Below are 21,493 nucleotides of genomic sequence, written 5' to 3'. Positions count from 1 at the left end.
ATAGAAGGAGAATTTGAATCATGTCAGATTATATGATCAGAGCAACTGCAGCAGAAGGACAAATCCGTGCCTTTGCTGCAACAACAAGAGAGTTGACAGAATTTGCGCGTCAGGCGCACAATACCAGTCCGGTAGCAACTGCAGCATTGGGACGTCTTCTGACTGCAGGCGCTATGATGGGCGTTATGATGAAAGGTGCAGACGATATTCTTACCATTAAGATCGAAGGAGATGGTCCGATCGGCGGACTGACCGTAACAGCGGATTCCAAAGGCGATGTAAAAGGATATGCGTACAACCCGGAGGTTATGCTGCCGCCAAACGAAAAAGGTAAGCTGGATGTGGGCGGTGCATTGGGGATCGGCGTTTTGAGCGTGATCAAAGATATCGGTTTAAAGGAGCCATATGTCGGACAGACCATTCTGGTGACAAGCGAGATTGCAGAGGACCTGACTTATTATTTTGCAACCTCCGAGCAGACGCCTTCCAGTGTGGCACTTGGTGTGCTGATGAATAAAGACAATACGGTGCGTCAGGCGGGCGGATTTATTCTGCAGCTGCTCCCGGGTGCTTCCGAGGAAGTGATTTCGACTCTGGAAAACCGTTTAAAAGAGATTACCTCTATCACATCCCTGCTGGATGCCGGCAATACGCCGGAGATGATCTTAGAGCATATTTTGGGAGATTTTGGACTGGAAATTCTCGATAAGATCCCAACCCAGTTTGCCTGCAACTGTTCCAGGGAACGCATCGAAAAGGCACTGATCAGCATCGGAAAAAAAGAACTTCAGGAAATGATCGATGAGGGAAAAACCATTGAGATGAACTGTCATTTCTGCAATAAGCATTATCCGGTAACGGTAGACGAACTGAAGGGATTGCTGGAAAAGGCAGTACGGTAAGCACAACGATTGTGTGGAGATAAAAAGGGTTACAGAGTTAGGAGGCAACGCGAAATGAAGCATAAAGCCTGGCATCATTTTCTTACGATCACCCGGCATAAGCTGCTGGTCATGGAGAATTGTTTTAAAGTAGGTCTTTTTAAGCAGGGGCTGCTTCACGACCTTTCGAAGTACAGTCCGGCGGAATTTCTCACAGGTGTTCATTATTACCAGGGAGACCGCAGTCCCAATGCCGCAGAGCGCGATGAAAAGGGATATTCTTCTGCCTGGCTTCATCATAAAGGCCGCAACAAACATCATTTTGAATACTGGATTGATTTTTCCAAAACCAGCCAGGGAATTGCCGGGGCTAAAATGCCGGTAAATTATCTGGTGGAGATGGTTATGGACCGCATTGCGGCATGCAAGGTATACCGTGGAAAAGATTACACCGATGCGTCTGCATGGGAATATTATCAGAGAGAACGCCCTTATCTGGACAGTGCGATGCACTCCCAGACAAAGGCAGAACTGGAAAAAATCCTTATGATCCTGAAACTGCGCGGAGAAAAAGCTGCGTTTTCCTATTTGAGAAAGTTATTGAAAAAAGGCTCCTATTAACCGTGAAATGCATCTGCCGGATAATGGTACACTTCCGCATAGGATTCGAGAACATCCTGGGAATCGGTTCCTGCCGGAATCAGGCCGGTGCAGTCTGTGACGGATGCAGCGCGGACATCGAAAACATCCGGGTCATCGGTCCCGTAAGGATCCTGTACCGGATGTTTGTCAGGGCGGTCAGTGTCCTGTTCCCGGATTCGCACGATTTCAAGATTTTGTAATACGTCATCTTTCATGAACATCATCTCCTTTGCGGACAGTATGCGTTGTTTGGGGGAAATTATGCGGTTTTATGTGAAAAGAAATGTGGCTGGGAACAATTGGATTTGGACAGCCAGCGGTATGACAGATCAGAAAACAAATCAAAAAAAGCACTGAATTTTGGATGAAAATCGGAAATTCAGTGCTTTTTTCTGTTCGCATTGCATATCGCGGAGATGCCAGTGGCGACTCTGATGATTTTGTTATAATATAGAAAAAACGACAGATAAATTTTAAAACTTAGTTTCTGGAAGAACCAGCTACAATTACGTTCTGTTTGCCATTTTCTGCATCTGCATTGCTTTCCTGGGAAGCCTGCTGGTTCTGCTGGGAATTGCTGCTGCTCTCAGTTCCAGTGGTATGGGACGGAATACCGGACAGAGTAGTGGTGCAGGTTCCGTCTGCGTTAAAGGTATAGCTTACACCGCTGATGGTCTTTGTGGTACCTGCTACCATAACGCCGTTAGCCGGATCAAAGTAGTAGGTTGCACCATTTACATTGTGGAAGCCGGTCTGCATTTTACCGTCTTCACCAAACAGGAACCAGTTGCCATCGATCGGCATAGCGATATTCAGTGCGCATTTTCCGGAAGTCGGATCAAAGTAATATTTGGATCCGCTGATGGTTTTCCAACCGGTGCCAAGGGAACCATCGTCTTCCATATGATAATAGCTTCCGTCTAAGTTAAGCCAGCCGATGACAAGCGTACCATCGGACTGACCATAATAGTATTTGTCAGATGCCGCATCATGGATCAGACCAGTCTGCATGATGCCGTTGGAGCCGAAATAGTATAATTTATCGTTGATCTTTTTTAAACCGGTAGTCATTACACCAGTGGAAAGATCCATATAGTAGTAACCGTCGTTGGTCTGAACCCAGCCTTTGTGTAAGGTGCCGTTCTCATCATAATATACATAGGAATTTCCGTTCTGCACCCAGCCAGTGGCAGCCAGAGCAGTGATGCCGGTAGCAAGACTTACGGTACTTAATACACCTGCAGCCATAGCTGCAGCTACATAGCGCTTTATTTTCATAATCAACAAGTCCTTTCTTTGGTTATTGTGTAATTTTATTCTTTTTCATAAGCCAGTATAACCTTGGGAAAACATGGATTCAAGTGTTTTCCCGTATTTTTCAGAAAAATGTAAGATACCGTGGAGCTGTGTATCGATTCCTGTAATCAAAACAATGCCGCAGGGATCCGATCTGACCTCTGCGGCATAAGATTTAGTTCTGTGTTTCCTGATACTTTAAGGAAGCTTCGATGAAGCCCTTGAACAGCGGATGCGGGCGGTTCGGTCTGGATTTTAACTCCGGGTGTGCCTGGGTAGCTACAAACCATGGGTGATCCGGAAGTTCGATCATCTCGACAATACGGCCGTCCGGGGAAATACCGGAGAGCATCATGCCATGTTCCTGGAGCACGTTGCGGTAATCGTTGTTGACTTCATAACGATGCCGGTGACGTTCGTGAATGGTTTCCGTGCCATAGAGTGCATAGGCTTTGGAGTCTTTGTTCAGAACACACGGATAGGAACCGAGACGTAAGGTACCGCCGATGTCTTCGATGCCATCCTGATCCGGCATCAGGTGGATGACCGGATGAACGGTAGAAGGATCCAGTTCTGCACTGTGCGCATCGGTGTAGCCGATCACGTCACGGGCAAATTCCACGATGGAAAGCTGCATGCCAAGGCAGAGACCAAGGAATGGGACCTGATGCTCGCGTGCGTATTTGATGGCAAGGATTTTTCCTTCGATACCGCGGGAGCCAAAGCCGCCCGGTACCAGGATGCCGCTGACATCACCAAGAAGTTCGTCTACATTTTCCGGTGTGACGGTCTCTGAGTCGATCCATTTGATGTTGACACTGGTACGATTTGCCACGCCGCCGTGTTTTAAGGATTCCACAACGGAAATGTAGGCATCGTGAAGCTGGATATATTTGCCGACCAGGGCAACCGTAACTTCCTTTTCCGGGTGCTTCCAGGCATCGATCATGGCACGCCACTCAGCCAGATCCGGTTCTGGACATGGCAGATTTAAGCACTGGCAGGCAACTTCAGCCAGATGTTCTTCTTCCATGGCAAGAGGTGCTTCGTAGAGCACTTCCACGTCGAGGTTCTGGAGCACATGAGTTTTCGGTACATTGCAGAAGAGGGCAATTTTGCTGCGCAGACTGTCGTCAAGCGGATGCTCGCTGCGGCATACCAGAATGTCCGGCCAGATTCCCATGGCCTGCAGATCTTTGACACTGGCCTGGGTCGGCTTGGTCTTTAATTCACCGGAAGCTTTTAAATAAGGAATGAGGGTAACGTGGATCAGAATGGCATTTTCATGACCAACCTCATGCTGGAACTGACGGATTGCTTCCAAAAACGGTTGGCTTTCAATATCTCCGACGGTACCGCCGACCTCGATGATGGCAATTTCTGTTTCTGTGGTTGAGAAGTTGCGGTGGAAGCGGCTTTTGATCTCGTTGGTAATGTGGGGAATTACCTGAACCGTGCCTCCTCCGAAATCACCGCGGCGCTCTTTCTGAAGAACACTCCAGTATACTTTACCGGTGGTGACGTTCGAGTTTTTGGTGAGGCTTTCATCGATGAAACGCTCATAATGACCTAAGTCCAGGTCTGTTTCAGCACCGTCATCGGTGACAAATACTTCACCGTGCTGGACCGGGTTCATGGTACCCGGATCAATGTTGATGTAAGGATCGAATTTCTGCATGGTTACTTTGTAACCACGTGCTTTCAGCAGGCGTCCTAAGGATGCTGCGGTGATACCTTTACCGAGGCCGGAAACAACGCCGCCGGTAACGAAGACATACTTTACTGGCATGGTAAAACCTCCTTATATATGTGGGATTATGAGGAATGTGTAACGCTTTCTCGAAAAAATAACTTCATCATTATACAACGTCAATATCTTAAAATCTAGGTGTTTTTGTAAAACTTTATTTTTTTAAGTGGAGTTTTCTTGATTTATGTGAAAACTACCTTTATAATGGTTCGTAAATGCAAAATGGCATTTTATTGCTTAAATAAAGAAACAGGAGAATGACCGTTTATGGATAATCAGCAGAATAAACAGCCGCAAAACGGCGACAACGGAAATAATGGCGGTAATGGCAAATTTCCAAAAAACCAGCTTCTCATTGTCCTGATCGCGGCTTTTATTACGTTTGCGATCGCAGGTTTTATGAGAGGGTATATGGCAGACAAGAGCCAGAAAGAAATCACGTACGACGAATTCATATCAGAAGTGGAGCATGGAGACGTCAAAGCCGTCACGATCAAAAACACCCAGATTGACATTCAGTATAAGGAAGATTCCAAGCAGTTCAATCCGATTTTAAAAACTTATACCGTGCCAGTTGAGCGGGATTACAGACTGGCAGACCGGTTGCTTGAAAGTGGGGTAGAAATCCGCAGGGAACGTCAGGACAGCATGGCGATGATGGAATCTCTGCTTAGTTTTGTGCTTCCATTTGTGCTGATCGTCATCATGATGAATTTCATGATGAAGCGTATGGGCGGTGTCGGAAAGAGTACCGCGAAAATGTATATGCAGAAAGAAACAGGTGTCACTTTTGCGGATGTAGCCGGAGAAGATGAGGCGAAAGAGTCCCTGGTGGAACTGGTCGACTTTCTTCACAATCCGGGCAAGTATACGCATATCGGTGCGAAACTGCCAAAAGGTGCGTTGCTTGTGGGACCTCCCGGAACCGGTAAAACCTTATTGGCGAAAGCTGTGGCGGGCGAGGCAGAAGTTCCGTTCTTCTTCCTTTCTGGTTCTGACTTTATGGAGATGTATGTTGGTGTCGGAGCGTCCCGTGTCCGCAGCCTGTTCAAACAGGCTCAGCAGAACTCCCCGTGCATTATCTTTATCGATGAGATTGATTCTATCGGCCGGAGCCGAAGCGGCGGAAGCGGCGGCGGAGAGTCGGAGCAGCAGCAGACTTTAAACCAGCTTCTTTCCGAGATGGATGGTATGGATACCTCGAAGGGACTTCTGATTCTGGCGGCAACCAACCGTCCGGAGGTTCTGGATCCGGCGCTTTTAAGACCGGGACGTTTTGACCGCCGTGTCATTGTGGACCGCCCGGATTTGAAAGGCCGTGTGGAGATTTTAAAGGTGCATGCCAAGAATGTGGCGCTGGATGAAACAGTAGATCTGCATGCGATTGCACTGGCAACTGCGGGTGCGGTAGGTTCTGATCTGGCGAACATGATCAATGAGGCAGCAATTCTGGCAGTCAAGAATGGCAGGTCAGCGGTATGCCAGAAAGATTTGTTTGAGGCAGTGGAAGTTGTCCTTGTGGGAAAAGAAAAGAAAGACCGGGTACTCAGCAAAGAGGAACGGAGTATTGTTTCCTATCATGAAGTTGGTCATGCTCTGGTCAGTGCTTTGCAGAAAGACGCAGAGCCGGTACAGAAGATCACTATTGTGCCGAGGACCATGGGAGCACTTGGCTATGTGCTGAATGTTCCGGAGGAAGAGAAGTATTTAAACAGCAAGAAAGAACTGCAGGCGCAGATCGTAGTATTTCTGGCAGGCCGTGCTGCAGAGGAAATCGTATTCCAGTCCGTGACAACCGGTGCCGCGAATGATATTGAGAAAGCAACCAGTATCGCGCGTGCCATGGTGACCCAGTACGGAATGTCCGAGAAATTTGGATTAATGGGAATCGCAAAACAGCAGGACCGTTATCTTTCCGGCCGTGCGGTTATGGACTGCGGCGAGGCAACCGCTGCAGCAGTCGATGATGAGGTAATGCGGATCTTAAAAGATTCTTATGAAGAAGCCAAGCGGCTGCTTCTGGAAAACCGTGAAGTACTGGATCAGATCGCAGCATTCCTGATCGAGAAAGAAACCATTACTGGAAAAGAGTTTATGCAGATTTTCCGTAAGTGCAAGGGAATTCCGGAGCCGGAAGAAAGCGTGGCAGAAGGAAGTATGGCAGAAACTTCGGAAGCGCATGCAGAAAGCAAAACGGAAGAAAGCGCGGCAGAAGCTTGCGAAGTGAATGCAGAAAGCAAAGCGGAAGAAAGTACGGCAGAAGCTTGCGAAGTGAATGCGGAAAGCAAGACAGAAGAAAGTACAGCAGAAGTTTCGGAAGCGAATGCGGAAAACGAAGCAGAAGAAAATACGGACGCGAAAAACGAATAAAAGTCCGGTAAAGAAAACAGCGGACGTGTCATTGGCGTTTTCTGAAAGGGTATAAAAGCTGAGTACAGAGAGACCAGGTTCCTGGTCAGTCTCTGCACTCAGCTTTTTTCAGCGCCTTTTTTATGGTATTTAAAAGAACCTGGGAGGTGTAGCGGTTTTCTTCCGGGTAAGACAGGTTTTCCAAAGACTGGGATTCCAGAATCTGGCTGGTCAGATTGCTTAAGGACGGTTGCATCAGCGGATACATGGTTGTGACAGCCTCACTTAACGGTATCATGGTGATGGATGTGATCTGGTCTTTGTCGACAGCTACTTCGACATTGATTTCCTGTGATCCGAGTATAAGGGCAGAAGTGTAAACACCAGGTATGTACGGTGCACTTGCAGATGCCGGTGCAGTTTCTTTTTTCGGGCGGAACATGACGAGGAGCAGCAGGATCAGAAGGATCCCGAGGCCAATGAAAATCGCAGTGTAGATGATTTCCTTCATTCGCAGGACAACGATTTTGGTTTTGGAACTCATGGGAGACCTCCGGGAGTGTTTGGTATAATCTATTCTCATAGATTCGCTTTTATGATAGAATGGAGGAAACGTTATGGTATATGGCAGGAAATTTCTGAACGGAACTTCTGCACAATACAGTTGTTATAACAGGAAAGGATACACAACATGGCATTGCAGTTGATTTTGGGCGGTTCCGGATCCGGAAAAACCACCTATTTATATGATGAAATAATCCGTATGTCTATGGAGCATCCCGGGCAGCAGTTCTTTCTGATCGTGCCGGAGCAGTTTACCATGCAGACACAGAAGGATATTGTGACCAGACATCCAAACCATGGCACCATGAATATAGATATTGTCAGTTTTGCAAGACTGGCTTACCGGATTTTTGAAGAACTGGCAGTCGAAAATCTTTCTGTGCTGGATGACATGGGAAAATCCATGGTGCTTCGGAAAGTTGCGGCGGCGCAGAAACGGCAGCTGATCCTGTTTGGCGGGCAGTTAAACAAATCTGGTTTTGTGGGACAGTTAAAGTCCATGCTGTCGGAGTTTTACCAGTATGGAATTGCGCCGGATGCTTTGCGTGAGATGGCACCATCTGCAAAATCTCCGCTTTTAAGACAGAAGCTGGAAGACCTCGCACTGGTAGAGCAGAGCTTTCAGGAATATATTGAGGGGCATTACATTACCACGGAACAGGTTCTGGATGTGTTTTGCCGACTGTTACCGGAATCAAAACTGATCCGAAACAGTGTGATCGCGCTGGATGGTTATACCGGTTTTACCCCGGTCCAGTACCGTATCATGGAATTATTCCTGGTGTGTGCAAAGCAGGTATTTGTAACGGTGACTGCAGATGAGCACGCAGCGGTTTATGGAAATGTTGGAATTCAGAATCTGTTTTATATGAGCCGCCAGATGGCGGTACGCTTATCGGAACTTGCGGAAAAAAATCAGATTTCCAAGCTGCCGGATATCGTGTTAAAAGAGCAAAAAAAAAGGCGTTTTGCAAAAAGTCCGGAGCTTGGTTGGATGGAAGAGCATCTGTTCCGGTATGGGAAAGAAAAACGGTATGAACCTTCTGTATGCAGACCGGAGAAAGAAGACAAAACCCCTTCTGGACAGACTGCCGGGAGCCTTTCGTTTTTTCAGGCATCCAATCCATCGGGAGAAGTCAGCCGGATCGTGCATCAGATCCAGAAACTGGTGCAGGAAGGCAGGGCACGTTACCGTGAGATAGCCGTGATCACGGGCGACCTTGCCGGATATGGAAAAGAGATTGCCCACCAGTTTATGCAAAACCAGATTCCACATTTCCTGGATGATAAAAAGAACGTTCTCGATAACAGTCTGGTTGAGCTGATCCGCGCGTCACTGGAAGCAGTACGGCAGGATTTTTCTTATGAGAGTGTCATGCGCTTTCTTCGTACGGGTCTGGTAAGTCAGGACCGCACGCGGATGGACCGGCTGGAAAACTATATTCTTGCGATGGGGATCCGGGGAGGAAAACGGTACCGGGAAACCTGGGAACAGACGTACCGTGGTTCCGGGGAATTGAATATTGTGGATTTAAATGCATATAAAGAGCAGGTACTCCTGCCGCTTTTTTCGATGCAGGATACATTCCGTCAGGAAAAGCTCAGTATTGCCGGCATGACGGAAGCGGTGCTTCAGCTTCTTGAAGACTGTCATGCAGAAGAAAAGTTAAAACGTTATCAGGAGTATTTTACGAAGATTGGAGAAGACCGGCTGGCGAAAGAATACAGTCAGGTTTATGGACTGGTAACCGATATGCTCAGGCGACTTTCGGATCTGCTTGGAGAAGAAATCGTGAGCCGGAAGGACTATCTGGAGATTCTGGATGCAGGATTTGCAGAACTGAAGGTGGGCGTGATCCCGGCAGTCGCAGACCGGGTTGTGGTAGGTGACATTACCAGAACACGTCTGGCCCATATTAAGGTATTGTTTTTTGCCGGTGTGAATGACGGAATTGTTCCATCCAGAAAAGAAAGCGGAAGCCTGCTTTCGGACCGGGACCGCGAATTTTTGGGGGCGCACCATATGGAACTGGCGCCGACTGCAAGAGAAGAGAGTTTTCAGCAGAGATTTTATCTGTATCTGATGATGACAAAGCCGTCGGACCAGCTGGTTGTGTCCTGGTCGCGGACGGGTGCGGATGGAAAGAGCCGGCGCCCTTCATTTCTGGTAGGAGAACTGAGAAACATGTTCCCGGATGCGCTATGGGAAGATCAGGAGACGGCCAAAGACCAGGAAATTTATTCGGTTGCGGAGGCAAAACGAAAACTGGCAGATGGTCTGGCAGCGTACCGCGACAGGAGGTTTTGCGGGACGGGGCAGAACGAAGAAGTACAGAATTCGGAAGAGCAGCGACTGGAAAAGCAGAATGTGGAAGCACAGGATCAGGATGGAACAGCATCGTTTTCTGAATTTCTGGAGTTGTACCGCTGGTTTGCGGGTTCCGAAATTTATAAAGAAACTTTGCAGCATCTCATGGATGCGGCATTTTTCGTATATGAGAAACAGGGAATATCCCATGCGGTTGCAAAGGCTCTGTATGGGGAGATTTTAAATGGCAGTGTGACCCGTCTGGAACAATATGCGGCCTGTGCCTACGGTCATTTCCTCAAATATGGTCTGGAACTTTTGGAACGCAAGCGTTATGAACTGGCTTCCTCTGACATCGGAACGTTGTTCCACGAATCCATTGATCTGTGTTTTTGCCAGGCAAAAGAAAGAGGCTATGACTGGCACACCATGAGTGATGAAACGCGGGATGCGCTGGTAGAAGAATGTGTGTCTGTGGTTGCAGGTAATTATGGAAACACGGTTCTGAAAAGTTCTGCCCGGAATGAATATCTGATCCGGCGTGTCGGACAGATCACCCGGCGTACGGTGTGGGCGCTGCAGCAGCAGATCCAGAAGGGCGATTTTGTCCCGGCAGGATTTGAAGTGAGCTTTTCCGCTGCTGATAATTTGAAGGCGATGAAGATCGCCCTTTCCAGCCAGGAGGCACTTCACCTCCGTGGCCGGATCGACCGCATGGATGTCTGTGAAGACGGGGAAAAGGTATATGTCAAGATTATTGACTATAAGTCCGGCAGTACGTCCTTTGACCTTCTGGCGCTGTACTATGGTTTGCAGTTACAGCTGGTTGTTTATATGGATGCGGTGACAGAGCTGGCAGAAAAACGGTATCCGGGAAAAGAAATTGTTCCGGCGGGAATTCTCTATTATAATATTGCGGATCCGCTGGTCGATAAAAAAGGAGAACCGGATCCGGAACAGATTGATGCGGAAATCTTAAAGAAGCTTCGTATGAATGGTCTGGTGAACAGCGAACTGGAGGCCGTGCAGCATCTGGATCATACGATTCAGAAAGAGTCGGATGTGATTCCGGTCGTGTTAAAGGATGGGGAAATTCAAACATCCAAGTCATCCGTGGCAGATCGGAAACGTTTTGCACGACTGAGTCAGTTTGTACATCGGAAACTAAAAGAAGCCGGGAGGGAAATCCTGGATGGAGAAATCGGTGTGGAACCTTATAAGAACGGGCAGAGAACGGCCTGTGATTATTGTCCATACCATGCGGTATGCGGCTTTGACCGGAAAACATCCGGCTATGAATTTCATAAATGGAAAAATCGGAAAACAGAAGAAATCTGGGAGGAAATATGCAGGGAGCAGGAGTAAACTGGACCAGGGAGCAGAGTCAGGTTATAGAGTGTCGCGGCAGAAACCTGTTAGTCAGCGCGGCGGCCGGGAGCGGAAAAACGGCTGTGCTGGTAGAGCGTATCATACGCATGGTGACGGAAGGGGAAAACCCGCCGGATATTGATGAACTTCTGGTTATGACTTTCACCAATGCGGCTGCAGCAGAGATGCGGGAGAGAATTGCAGCGGCAATCGATGAAAAACTAAAAGAACATCCGGAAAATGAGCATCTCCAGATGCAGGCGACACTGGTTCATCACGCTCAGATCACCACGATCGACAGCTTTTGTCTGAATGTGATCCGGGAACATTTTAATCTGCTGGATCTAGATCCGGCATTCCGGATTGGGGATGAGGGAGAACTGCTTCTGATGCGCGCCGATGTGATGGAAACGCTTCTGGAGGATGCCTATGCTTCTGGTGACAGCCGGTTTGAACGGTTTGTAGAAACCTTTGCGCAGGGAAAGACCGATGCGGGGATTGAAGATTATATCATGCAGGTTTATAACTTTTCCCAGAGTAATCCATATCCCGAACAGTGGATCGCAGACTGCAGAAAAGAACTGGCCGATGAAGAATCCGGCAGGTGGATGGAATTTTTGATTGCCGATCTGAAACGTCAGGCTCTGGAACTGAAGGTTCAGATGGAAGATGCCCGTGACATTTGTCTGGAAGATGAATTTTTATGCGCCTATGAACCGGCATTTTCGGAAGACATTGCACTTTTGAAGCGGCTTTCTGAGACGGAAACATTTGCAGAAATGCATGAAAGCCTTTCCGGCGCTTCGTTTGGACGTCTGGCTACGGTGCGCAGCAAGGAGGTGGATCCGGAGAAAAAAGCTTATGTTACCGGATGCCGGGACCGCGTGAAAACCGCCGTGAAAAAGATGAAAGAGTTATACTGCTTTGCGCCGCTAAAGCTCATGTTTGCGGACCTGGATGGGACCAGGGAAGCAACTGGTGTGCTGCTGGATTTGGCAGAACTGTTTGCGAAGCGGTTTCAGGAGAAAAAACGGGATAAAAACCTGGTAGATTTCAATGATCTGGAGCATGAAGCACTAAAAGTCCTGATCCAAATCGAAGATGGAAAGAAGGTTTATACCGATGCAGCCAATGAACTGAGCATGCAGTACCGGGAAGTTCTGGTGGACGAATATCAGGACAGTAACCTGGTTCAGGAAGAACTGTTAAAGGCAGTCTCCAGGGAGCGTTTTGGCGAACATAATGTCTTTATGGTTGGCGATGTCAAGCAGAGTATTTACCGTTTCCGCCTGGCAAGACCGGAACTGTTTCTGGAAAAGTACAGTGCCTATCCACTGGAACCGGAAGAAGACGGACCAGACCAGAAAATTGAACTGCATCAGAATTTCCGGAGCCGGGAAACCGTCCTTACCGGAATCAATGACATCTTTTTTAAGATCATGACGCAAAACCTGGGAAACATCCGCTATACGGAGGAAACGGCCTTAAACCCCGGTGTTGTTTTTGCAGAAGCAGACGAACCACAACGGATCGGAACCATTCCGGAACTGCTTATGATCAATACAGGCTCAGAAGCTCTGTTGGAGCTGGATGAGGAGGCAGCGGATTATACGGCAAAGGAACTGGAGGCAAAACTGATTGCCTCAAAAATCCGGGAAATGACAGACCCGGAGCATGGTCTTCTTGTATGGGATAAAAAATTGTCCGGAAATGGCGGTTACCGCACGGCGCAGTACCGCGATATCGTAATTTTGCTGCGCAGTACGACCGGATGGACGGAAACGTTTTTGCAGGTTCTGATGAATGAAGGCATCCCGGCGTACGCGGAATCCCGCATGGGCTATTTTAATACGCTGGAAGTGGAGACCGTACTCAGTTTGCTGGCCGTGATCGACAACCCCATGCAGGACATTCCACTGGCAGCTGTATTAAAATCCCCGGTTGTGGGAATGGGAGATGAAGAACTTGCCCAAATGATGGCAGCATATCAAAACAGTGCCGATAAGGGGGAAGACCGCGGCATTTATGCTGCAGCCATCCGGTGGGAAAATCTGACCACATTTTTTGAAAAACTGGAGCGCTTCCGTTTCCTGGCATCCTATCTTCCAATCCATGAACTGATCTATCAGATTTATGAGGAAACCGGATATTACGATTATGTATCGGCGATGCCTGCAGGAACGACCAGATGCGCCAATCTGGACATGCTGGTAGAAAAGGCAGCGGAATATGAGAAAACGAGCTATAAAGGTCTGTTCCATTTTATCCGTTATATTGAAAACTTAAAGAAATATAATTCAGATTTCGGGGAAGCTTCCACGATGGGAGAAGAAGACAATACCGTCCGGATCATGAGCATTCACAAAAGCAAGGGACTGGAATTTCCAGTTGTATTTCTTGCGGGAATGGGAAAGAAATTTAACCGGCAGGATGTATACGGAAAAGTACTGATTGACCCGGAACTTGGAATCGCGGCAGATTATCTGGATGTCGAGAACCGGGTAAAAACACATACCATCAAGAAAAATGTCCTGCGCAGAAAAATGGAATTAGACAGCCTCGGGGAAGAACTGCGCGTTCTTTATGTAGCGATGACCCGCGCAAAAGAACAGCTGATCATGACAGGTACGGACCGGTACCTGGAAAAAACACTGGAAAAATATGGTCAGGTACCACTGGCTGATGGACAAATTCCCTATACCATTCTTTCCGGGGCCGGGTCATATCTGGACTGGATCCTGATGTGTACTGGGCGCTATGGAAATGGCCTCAGAATCAATGTGAAAGAAGTTCCTCTTTCCGAATTCATTGGAGAAGAACTGAAACAGCAGATTCTGAAAAAAGACGCAAAGCAGCAGCTTTTGGAACTGGATCTGGAACAAACCTACGACGCAGGTTTTGGCAGACGTCTCGGATCGCATTTGGAATTTTCATACCCGTATGCCGCAGATGTGAAGCTTCATGTGAAGATGTCTGTGTCAGAACTCAAAAAAATGGGGCAGATGACGGATGAAGAGGAGACAGAGCAGCTTTTTACCCCTGCTTGCCTGTGGGATGAGGGCGATTTTTGTGAATCTGGAAAACCAGACAGAGAAAATGACGGGGAACAGTGGACTACAGGGACTCCTACAGAACAGAAAATACGAAAAGAACAGGAAACAGCTGCAGACGGGGCATCGCGCGGAACCGCATACCACCGGGCCCTGGAACTGCTTCCGTTCGATAAGATCAGCAGTCTGACGGATGTAGAAACCTGGCTTGACCGGTTTGTGTCGGAAAAACAGTATACACAGGAAAACAGAAATCGGATTGATGGTTCGGTGATCTGGAGATTTTTGCAGTCGGAAACAGGAAAGCGCATGGCGAAAGCGCAGGCAGAAGGTACCCTTCACAAGGAGCAGCAGTTTGTTATGGGAGTTCCTGCACGGGAGATCGGACCGGTAGACAGCGATGAACTTGTGGTGATCCAGGGAATCATAGATGCTTATTTTGAGGAAGACGGCAGGCTGGTCCTGGTTGATTACAAGACAGATCACACAAGAAGCCAAAAAATCCTTCTGGACCATTATAAGCGTCAGCTGGATTATTACGAACGTGCGCTAACCCAGATGACCGGGAAAACCGTGGGGGAAAAGTGGATCTATTCCCTGACCCTGCAGCAGGCAATTCTCTGTTAGACATGGGAACAAATGTTTAGCATGCATGCGCGTACCGTTATGGATTTGAAACGAGGATGATAAATGGGAAAAATCCGGATTGCATAATTTAGAAAAAAGTGGTAGCATTTTTAGGATGCGGAAATCTGTCTGTACAGCGAAGATATGCCGCAAAAGATTCTAAAGAATGTGAGGAACTTGAATTATGATGAAAGATCTGACAGAAGGGAATCCACAAAGTCTGCTATGGCGTTTTACGATTCCCATGTTTATCAGTGTGATTTTTCAGCAGCTCTACAATATCGCGGACAGTGTGATCGCAGGCCGTTTTGCCGGTGAGGATGCGCTGGCGGCAGTTGGGGCTTCTTATCCGATCACCATGATCTTTATGGCGATCGCAGTAGGCAGCAACATTGGATGTTCCGTAGTTATATCCCAGTTTTTCGGAGCAAAGCGGTATGAGCAGATGAAAACATCGGTATATACAACCCTGATTTCTGCTACCGTGCTTTCTGTCGTTCTGACGGTATTGGGACTTCTTGGTAGCCGTGCACTGATGCGCATGATCCAGACGCCGGAAAACATTTTCAGCCTTGGTGATCTGTATCTGCGGATTTATATTGGCGGTTTTGCATTTTTGTTTTTGTACAACGTGGCAACTGGCATCTTTACTTCCCTGGGAGATTCCAAAACTCCGCTTTATTTTCTGATTGGATCCTCTCTTGGAAACATTGTTCTGGATTACTGGTTTGTAGCCGGCCTGCACTGGGGCGTAGCCGGTGTGGCGTGGGCAACTTTTATTGCGCAGGGGATTGCCTGTGTTCTTGCGCTGTTTACGATGGCAGCCAGACTGAAACAGATTCAGACCGAAAAGAAGGCAGCTTACTTTTCTGCTGATATGTTAAAGCGGATTGCCCGGATTGCGGTTCCGAGTATCCTGCAGCAGAGCTTTGTGTCCGTTGGAAATATCTTTGTGCAGGGACTGATCAATTCCTTTGGTTCTTCTGTCATTGCCGGTTATTCCGCGGCAATTAAGTTAAACACCTTTACCATCACCAGTTTTACGACGCTTGGAAATGGCATTTCCAGTTTTACTGCCCAGAATATTGGAGCGGGCAAGGTTGACCGTGTGAAACAGGGCATGCGCGGCGGTGTCAGAATGGGACTTCTTCTGGCGGTTCCGTTTATTGTTGCGTTCTTTGGTTTTGGGCGTCTGATGATGTCTCTGTTTATGCAGGAAGACAGCGCAGTGGCCATGGAAACCGGTATTCAGTTTTTGCGGATCGTATCACCGTTTTATCTGGTGATTGCTTTAAAACTGGCATCAGATGGTATGCTCCGCGGGGCAGGCGCTATGAAAGAGTTTATGCTGGCTACGTTTTCAGATCTGATCCTCCGGGTAGTCCTTTCGTTCGTATTTGCCTCCTTCCTTGGCGTAACAGGGGTATGGCTTTCCTGGCCGTTTGGATGGAGCGTAGGAAGCATTTTGTCATTGTGGTGCAACCGCAGTGTAACAAAACGCATGGAAAAAAGTTTTGCAGGTTATTCTGGAAAGCCAGTGGGAAAGGAATAAACAAATATGAAAAAAAAGAAACAGCAGGGAAGCTGCGAAAGCTGTATGTATTATGAGTATGATGAAGATTACGAGTGTTACGTGTGCGAGGTGAATCTGGACGAAGATGAGATGGCACGTTTTATGGAGGATAAGTTTTATGACTGCCCGTATTACCGCCTTGGAGATGAGTATATGATCGTGCGCAAACAGATGTGATCGTGATTGCCTGGAACATAGGATAAAGGGGGACATACAATGAAAAACAAAAATTTCTGGATTTTACTTTTGCTGCTTTTGGCTGGCATTGTACTTGGTGGCTTTTTAGGGGAAGCAACCAAGTCCATCAGCCTGCTTTCCTGGATGAATTTCGGACAATCCTTTGGGTTGGATACACCGTTGGTTTTAAATCTCGGGGTGCTGGTGATTACCTTTGGACTGACGATCCGCATTACGATGGCCAGTATCATTGGTGTAGTGATCGCACTTTTGATTTACCGTTACCTGTAAAACGGATTTGCAATATTGTATATTGAGGCGGCATCTGTGGCGTATATGCCGTTTGTATGAGAAAATTGGAGAAGAATGATGGAAGAGGAAGCAAAAAAGACGGGGAAAACCTATGAAATGGATATGTGCAGCGGATCGCTTTTCCCAAAGATCATCACATTTGCGGTGCCGCTGATCCTTTCCGGTATCCTGCAGCTGTTGTTCAATGCGGCAGATATTATTGTGGTGGGACATTTTGCAGGAAGGGAGTCTCTGGCAGCAGTTGGTTCGACAACAGCGCTGATCAATCTGCTGATCAATGTGTTTGTAGGGCTTTCCATAGGTGCCAATGTGTTGGTGGCCCAGTATTCCGGAGCACAAAAGTTCAAAGATCTGGAGGAAACCGTACATACGGCTATGATGATTGCCCTGGCAGGCGGAATCCTGCTGATTTTTGTTGGGGTGTGCTTTTCTGGTCCGATGCTGACACTGATGGGAACACCGGACGATGTGCTTATGCTTGCAGCCCTGTATTTAAAGATTTATTTTATCGGTATGCCGGCAAATCTGGTCTATAACTTTGGCAGTGCGATTTTAAGGGCAGTGGGGGATACAAAAAGACCGCTTTATTTTCTGTTGTTTGCAGGCGCGGTCAATGTGGTTTTAAATCTCTTTTTTGTGATTGCCTTATCGATGGGCGTGGCAGGAGTTGCGACAGCAACCGTTGTTTCAGAATGTATTTCTGCAGTGCTGATCGTGCGGTGCCTGGCGCATTCGGATGCTGCATACCGTCTTTCGCGCAGCAAAATGAAACTGACCGAATCGAAAGTAAAACTGATCATGAAGATCGGGCTGCCCGCTGGCTTCCAGGGTGCAATTTTTTCCGTATCGAATGTACTTATTCAGTCTTCGATCAATTCGTTTGGTTCCATTGCGATGGCAGGAAGCACTGCATCGGCAAATGTAGAAGGCTTTGTATACAATGCCATGAATGCGGTTTACCAGACTGCGCTTAGTTTCACCAGTCAGAACTATGGTGCCGGAAAGATGAAACGCGTGACAAAAATCCTGTTGTATTGCCTTGGGGTAGTGATCGTGGTAGGAGTGGTAATGGGCGGAGGAGCCGTAATGATCGGACCGAAACTTCTGCAGATTTATTCCTCAGATCCGGAAGTGATTTCTTATGGAATGATGCGCATGCGGATCATCAACGGAACTTATTTCCTGTGTGGAATCATGGATACGATGGTAGGCGGTTTAAGAGGGCTCGGTTATTCCGTGATTCCTATGTTTGTGTCGCTGACCGGTGCCTGCCTGTTTCGGGTGTTCTGGATCTTTACGATATTTGCCATGCACCGGACACTGACAACACTCTATATCTCGTATCCGGTCAGCTGGATCATCACATTTACCGCACATATTATCTGTTATATCGTAATTCGCAGAAGGATGGCGGCAAAGCGAAAAAATCAGTAAGCATAGGACCAGTTACTCGCCGGCTGCTCTTGACAGAAACCAATGAGATAATCTGCGAAATATCAGGTGCAGTAAGGCAGCGCCGATGCAGATCGTGACCAGGTAAAGAAAATTGGCAGGCAGAATGCCGATATGCAAAGCAATCTCATGAAAAATCGGCTGAGTGCTGGGATAATACGGAGAAATGTAGAACATATCGGCCTGTCCATGACCCGGAGCCAGAATATTGATCAAAAAAGCAAGCACACAGCTTGCAAAGAAGATCGGAAGTGTCCGGGCATATCCTTTCCAGCTTAAATCAGAGCGGCCAATGATAAAAACAAAAATACCGATGCATACTAAAAGAAGATGCCATACGTAGCCGTGCAGCGTCAGGGTCCAGTGGATGCCGCGAAAACCTTCTGACACGATTAAAGCAGCCAGTCCGCCAAGCAGGTTAAAATCCTGCAGAAAGGTGCAGATGGCTGTTTTTTTCGGCCCTTTTTTCAAAAAAGGCAAAACCAGGCACAGATACATAGGCAGACTGCAGAGCTGGAAGGGAAAATACCACCAGTCGTAATGTCTGTGATCAATCATAAAATACAAAAAGAGTTGTTTGTACGCTTCTGTCAGAAGAAGAAAAAGACCGCAGAAACATAAAATCCGGTCATATGTCCTGTCTGAAAGAGCGTGAAAATGATATAATCGTTTCATAACAGGATTTAGTATAGCACGTTGGGGGAGAAAGAACAAGAATGGAGCAAAAACAGATGGCAGACCAGATGGCAGATACTGTCATGGCAGAGCGCTGGGAGCCAGAAACAGGAAAATTCAGAAAAACGGAAAACCTGCTTTCGGCATTTGGGTTTTCAGAATGGGAAACAATGCCGCGGGTCATTTCTTTTGTTGGGGCAGGCGGAAAGACCAGCACCATGTATGATCTGGCAAGGGAACTTGCAGCAAATGGTGCGCGGGTTCTGGTCACGACCAGTACCCATATTTTCAAGCCGGAACGGTATAAAGTGGAAGTAGTTTCAAAACTTGCAGATCTTCCTGGGGAAAAATCTGGGTATTTGGGAGCAGACGCAGAGTCGGAATTGAAAAAAACAGAAATGACACGGCATGAATCAGAAAATCATGCAGCAGTTGGTAAAATCCTGGTTGCGGGAAAACAGGCGCAGGGACCGGGAATGGAGGAAAAGCTTACCATGCCAGAGGACCTGGGAGATGAGTCTGTGATGAAACGTCTGTTGAGTCATTTTGCTGTGATCCTGATCGAGGCAGATGGTTCCAAGCGGCTGCCATTTAAAATTCCATCGGAAACGGAGCCGGTTTTGATCCCGCAGACAGGTATGGTTGTGGCATGTGCCGGATTGAAAGCAGGAGGCAAAACGTTTGCGGATGTCTGCTTCCGTTTTGCTTCCCATGGAGCATGGCTGAAGCGAAAGGAAACCGATATTGTGACAGCAGAAGATATCGCCCTGGTTTTCATGGATGAGCGTGGAAGCCGAAAAGGTCTGGATGGCAGGTATTACCGAATCCTGTTGAACCAGTCCGATGGTGAAGCGGAGAAAAAGCTTTCCGAATCCATTGTTGCTGTTTTGCCGGAAAATCTGCAGAGAGTCTGCATTCGGACAACACGGATGGCGCAAGAAGAATAAAAACAGGTGTTATGAGGGGCTGTGCATGACCTGCACAAATTTGAAAGAATCATACAAGGAGAAGGAAATAAGATGAATACAATGAAAAAAACAGAAACGGCTGCAGAAACGACGAGAACTGCAGGCATGAGGAGGGTTCTGATCAAAGGTTCCGGCGATCTGGCCAGCGGCATTGCGCTGCGCCTTTACCGTGCCGGATTCCAGATCCTTATGACCGAGATTGCCGTGCCGACAACGGTGCGCCGCACAGTCGCTTTTTCTCCGGCTGTGTATCTGGGACGGATGCAGGTGGAAGATGTCACCGGAGTGCTGTGTGATTCGGTGGACATGGCAGAAAAAGAAATCGGGAATGGAAATATCGCAGTCATGGTAGATGAGCATGCAGACTGTATCCGGGAGTTTCAGCCGGATGTGCTGGTCGATGCCATTCTGGCAAAGCGAAATCTTGGAACGCACATGACAGATGCACCATTTGTGATCGGAGTAGGTCCTGGATTTACGGCCGGAGAGGACTGTCACTGCGTCGTAGAGACGAAGCGCGGGCACTACCTGGGGCGGTGCATCTGGTCTGGCAGTGCCATTCCCAATACCGGGATTCCGGGCCTGATCGGCGGATACGGGCTGGAGCGTCTGATCAAAGCACCTGCAGACGGAACATTCCGTGGATGCGTCGAAATTGGCGCAGAAGTGAAAGCTGGAGACATTGTCGGATATGTGGATGAAACACCGGTAAAGGTTCAGATCGACGGTGTGGTACGAGGATTATTGCATGAGGGAGTGAACGTGACGACCGGTATGAAATCTGGCGATGTCGATCCGCGGTGTGAAGTGAAGCATTGCTTTACCGTGTCCGACAAAGCCTCCGCAATCGGAGGCGGTGTGCTGGAGGCAATTTTGAACCATCAGTATCAGCCTTATGCGCATATGCCGGTTGCCATGGTGCTGCTTGCCGCAGGAGACAGCCGGAGATTTGGGGATGGAGACAACAAGCTTCTTACCATGGTGGGAGATAAGCCGATGTACCGTCATGTGGCAGACGAGGTAAATATGGTCACGCCAGACTGTTTTGCAAAGAAAATCGTAGTCAGCCAGTATGATGAAATTTTACAAGATCTGAAACAGGACGGGTTTGAGGCAGTGAAAAATACCGAAAGCATTCTTGGAATTTCGCATTCCATCCATCTTGCGCTGGAGCAGATTCCGGAACATTATGCAGTCTGTTTCTCGGTCTGCGACCAGCCGTGGCTGACAGGGGAAACGATAAAGGGGCTGGTATCCGCGTTTCGCAAAAACAGAAAAGGCATTGCCTGTGTGACGTGGCAAGAACAAGACGGAAATCCGGTCTTGTTTGCACCGGAGTACCGGAATGAATTGTTAAAGCTGACGGGAGATGTGGGTGGTAAGAGGATCCTTCTGGTTCATCTGGAAGACGTGATCCGCTGCCCGGCAAATAACAGCCGGGAACTGGCAGATGTTGACGAGAAATCCCAGCTTTGTTATAATCAAGAACGATTGAGTTGAA

The 21,493-nt window shown here is 47.9% G+C and carries 16 protein-coding genes; 11 read left to right on the top strand and 5 right to left on the bottom strand.

Annotated features, from left to right (window positions below; genetic code table 11):
* Positions 1–20: 20 nt before the first annotated feature.
* Both hslO and DXB18_RS08615 read left to right on the top strand, forming a co-directional pair.
* The gene (hslO, locus tag DXB18_RS08620) at positions 21–902 is read left to right on the top strand and encodes an Hsp33 family molecular chaperone HslO (protein WP_118543421.1); all 882 of its coding nucleotides are present in this window, start codon (positions 21–23) and stop codon (positions 900–902) included.
* Positions 903–956: 54 nt separating this feature from the next.
* A complete protein-coding gene (locus DXB18_RS08615; RefSeq protein ID WP_118543422.1) occupies positions 957–1,502 on the top strand; it encodes a DUF5662 family protein in 546 nt (181 codons plus the stop codon).
* On the opposite strand, the gene DXB18_RS08610 is transcribed toward DXB18_RS08615, so the two are convergent.
* From DXB18_RS08610 to DXB18_RS08600, 3 genes are all read right to left on the bottom strand, one after another.
* Positions 1,499–1,738 (bottom strand): hypothetical protein, encoded by a 240-nt coding sequence (locus tag DXB18_RS08610; protein WP_118707245.1) that lies wholly within the window; start codon positions 1,736–1,738, stop codon positions 1,499–1,501. The genes DXB18_RS08615 and DXB18_RS08610 overlap by 4 nt on opposite strands.
* 265 nt (positions 1,739–2,003) lie before the next feature.
* Positions 2,004–2,801, bottom strand: a complete 798-nt coding sequence (locus DXB18_RS08605; protein WP_118543424.1) for a hypothetical protein — start codon at positions 2,799–2,801, stop codon at positions 2,004–2,006.
* A gap of 193 nt (positions 2,802–2,994) precedes the next feature.
* On the bottom strand, positions 2,995–4,608 hold the full coding sequence (locus DXB18_RS08600) for a CTP synthase (RefSeq protein WP_118543425.1): 1,614 nt from the start codon (positions 4,606–4,608) through the stop codon (positions 2,995–2,997).
* 228 nt (positions 4,609–4,836) lie between these two features.
* Here DXB18_RS08600 and ftsH point away from each other — a divergent pair, with 228 nt between their 5' ends.
* Positions 4,837–6,939 carry an ATP-dependent zinc metalloprotease FtsH gene (gene ftsH, locus DXB18_RS08595; protein WP_118707243.1) on the top strand — a complete coding sequence of 701 codons (2,103 nt, stop codon included), beginning with the start codon at positions 4,837–4,839 and terminating at the stop codon, positions 6,937–6,939.
* 85 nt (positions 6,940–7,024) lie between these two features.
* Here ftsH and DXB18_RS08590 read toward each other — a convergent pair whose 3' ends face one another.
* On the bottom strand, positions 7,025–7,462 hold the full coding sequence (locus DXB18_RS08590; RefSeq protein WP_118707241.1) for a hypothetical protein: 438 nt from the start codon (positions 7,460–7,462) through the stop codon (positions 7,025–7,027).
* Between the two features lie 147 nt (positions 7,463–7,609).
* Here DXB18_RS08590 and addB point away from each other — a divergent pair, with 147 nt between their 5' ends.
* The 6 genes from addB to DXB18_RS08560 all read left to right on the top strand — a co-directional run bounded on the left by addB (position 7,610) and on the right by DXB18_RS08560 (position 18,331).
* Positions 7,610–11,155, top strand: a complete 3,546-nt coding sequence (gene addB, locus DXB18_RS08585) for a helicase-exonuclease AddAB subunit AddB (RefSeq protein WP_118707239.1) — start codon at positions 7,610–7,612, stop codon at positions 11,153–11,155.
* Positions 11,137–14,835, top strand: a complete 3,699-nt coding sequence (gene addA / locus DXB18_RS08580; RefSeq protein WP_118707303.1) for a helicase-exonuclease AddAB subunit AddA — start codon at positions 11,137–11,139, stop codon at positions 14,833–14,835. Before addB ends, addA begins: the two co-directional genes overlap by 19 nt.
* Positions 14,836–15,019: 184 nt before the next feature.
* Positions 15,020–16,387: an MATE family efflux transporter gene (locus DXB18_RS08575; RefSeq protein WP_118543429.1), complete on the top strand. Its 1,368-nt coding sequence runs from the start codon at positions 15,020–15,022 to the stop codon at positions 16,385–16,387.
* Positions 16,388–16,393: 6 nt separating this feature from the next.
* Positions 16,394–16,585: a DUF6472 family protein gene (locus DXB18_RS08570; RefSeq protein WP_118543430.1), complete on the top strand. Its 192-nt coding sequence runs from the start codon at positions 16,394–16,396 to the stop codon at positions 16,583–16,585.
* Between the two features lie 39 nt (positions 16,586–16,624).
* Positions 16,625–16,876, top strand: a complete 252-nt coding sequence (locus DXB18_RS08565) for a DUF4321 domain-containing protein (RefSeq protein ID WP_118707237.1) — start codon at positions 16,625–16,627, stop codon at positions 16,874–16,876.
* A 78-nt stretch (positions 16,877–16,954) separates the two neighbouring features.
* Positions 16,955–18,331, top strand: a complete 1,377-nt coding sequence (locus DXB18_RS08560; protein WP_118543432.1) for an MATE family efflux transporter — start codon at positions 16,955–16,957, stop codon at positions 18,329–18,331.
* 12 nt (positions 18,332–18,343) lie between these two features.
* Here DXB18_RS08560 and DXB18_RS08555 read toward each other — a convergent pair whose 3' ends face one another.
* A complete protein-coding gene (locus DXB18_RS08555; protein WP_347560873.1) occupies positions 18,344–18,907 on the bottom strand; it encodes a hypothetical protein in 564 nt (187 codons plus the stop codon).
* Positions 18,908–19,065: 158 nt separating this feature from the next.
* Between DXB18_RS08555 and yqeC the strand changes: the two genes are divergently transcribed.
* Both yqeC and yqeB read left to right on the top strand, forming a co-directional pair.
* On the top strand, positions 19,066–19,971 hold the full coding sequence (gene yqeC / locus DXB18_RS08550; RefSeq protein ID WP_118707233.1) for a selenium cofactor biosynthesis protein YqeC: 906 nt from the start codon (positions 19,066–19,068) through the stop codon (positions 19,969–19,971).
* Between the two features lie 72 nt (positions 19,972–20,043).
* On the top strand, positions 20,044–21,492 hold the full coding sequence (gene yqeB / locus DXB18_RS08545; RefSeq protein WP_118707231.1) for a selenium-dependent molybdenum cofactor biosynthesis protein YqeB: 1,449 nt from the start codon (positions 20,044–20,046) through the stop codon (positions 21,490–21,492).
* Position 21,493 lies beyond the last annotated feature (1 nt).

The organism is Clostridium sp. OM02-18AC (assembly GCF_003481825.1).
Classification (GTDB): Bacteria; Bacillota; Clostridia; order Lachnospirales; family Lachnospiraceae; genus Brotaphodocola.
The sequence above is the reverse complement of the archived record's forward strand: the minus strand, read 5'-3'. Positions and strand labels throughout refer to the sequence as shown.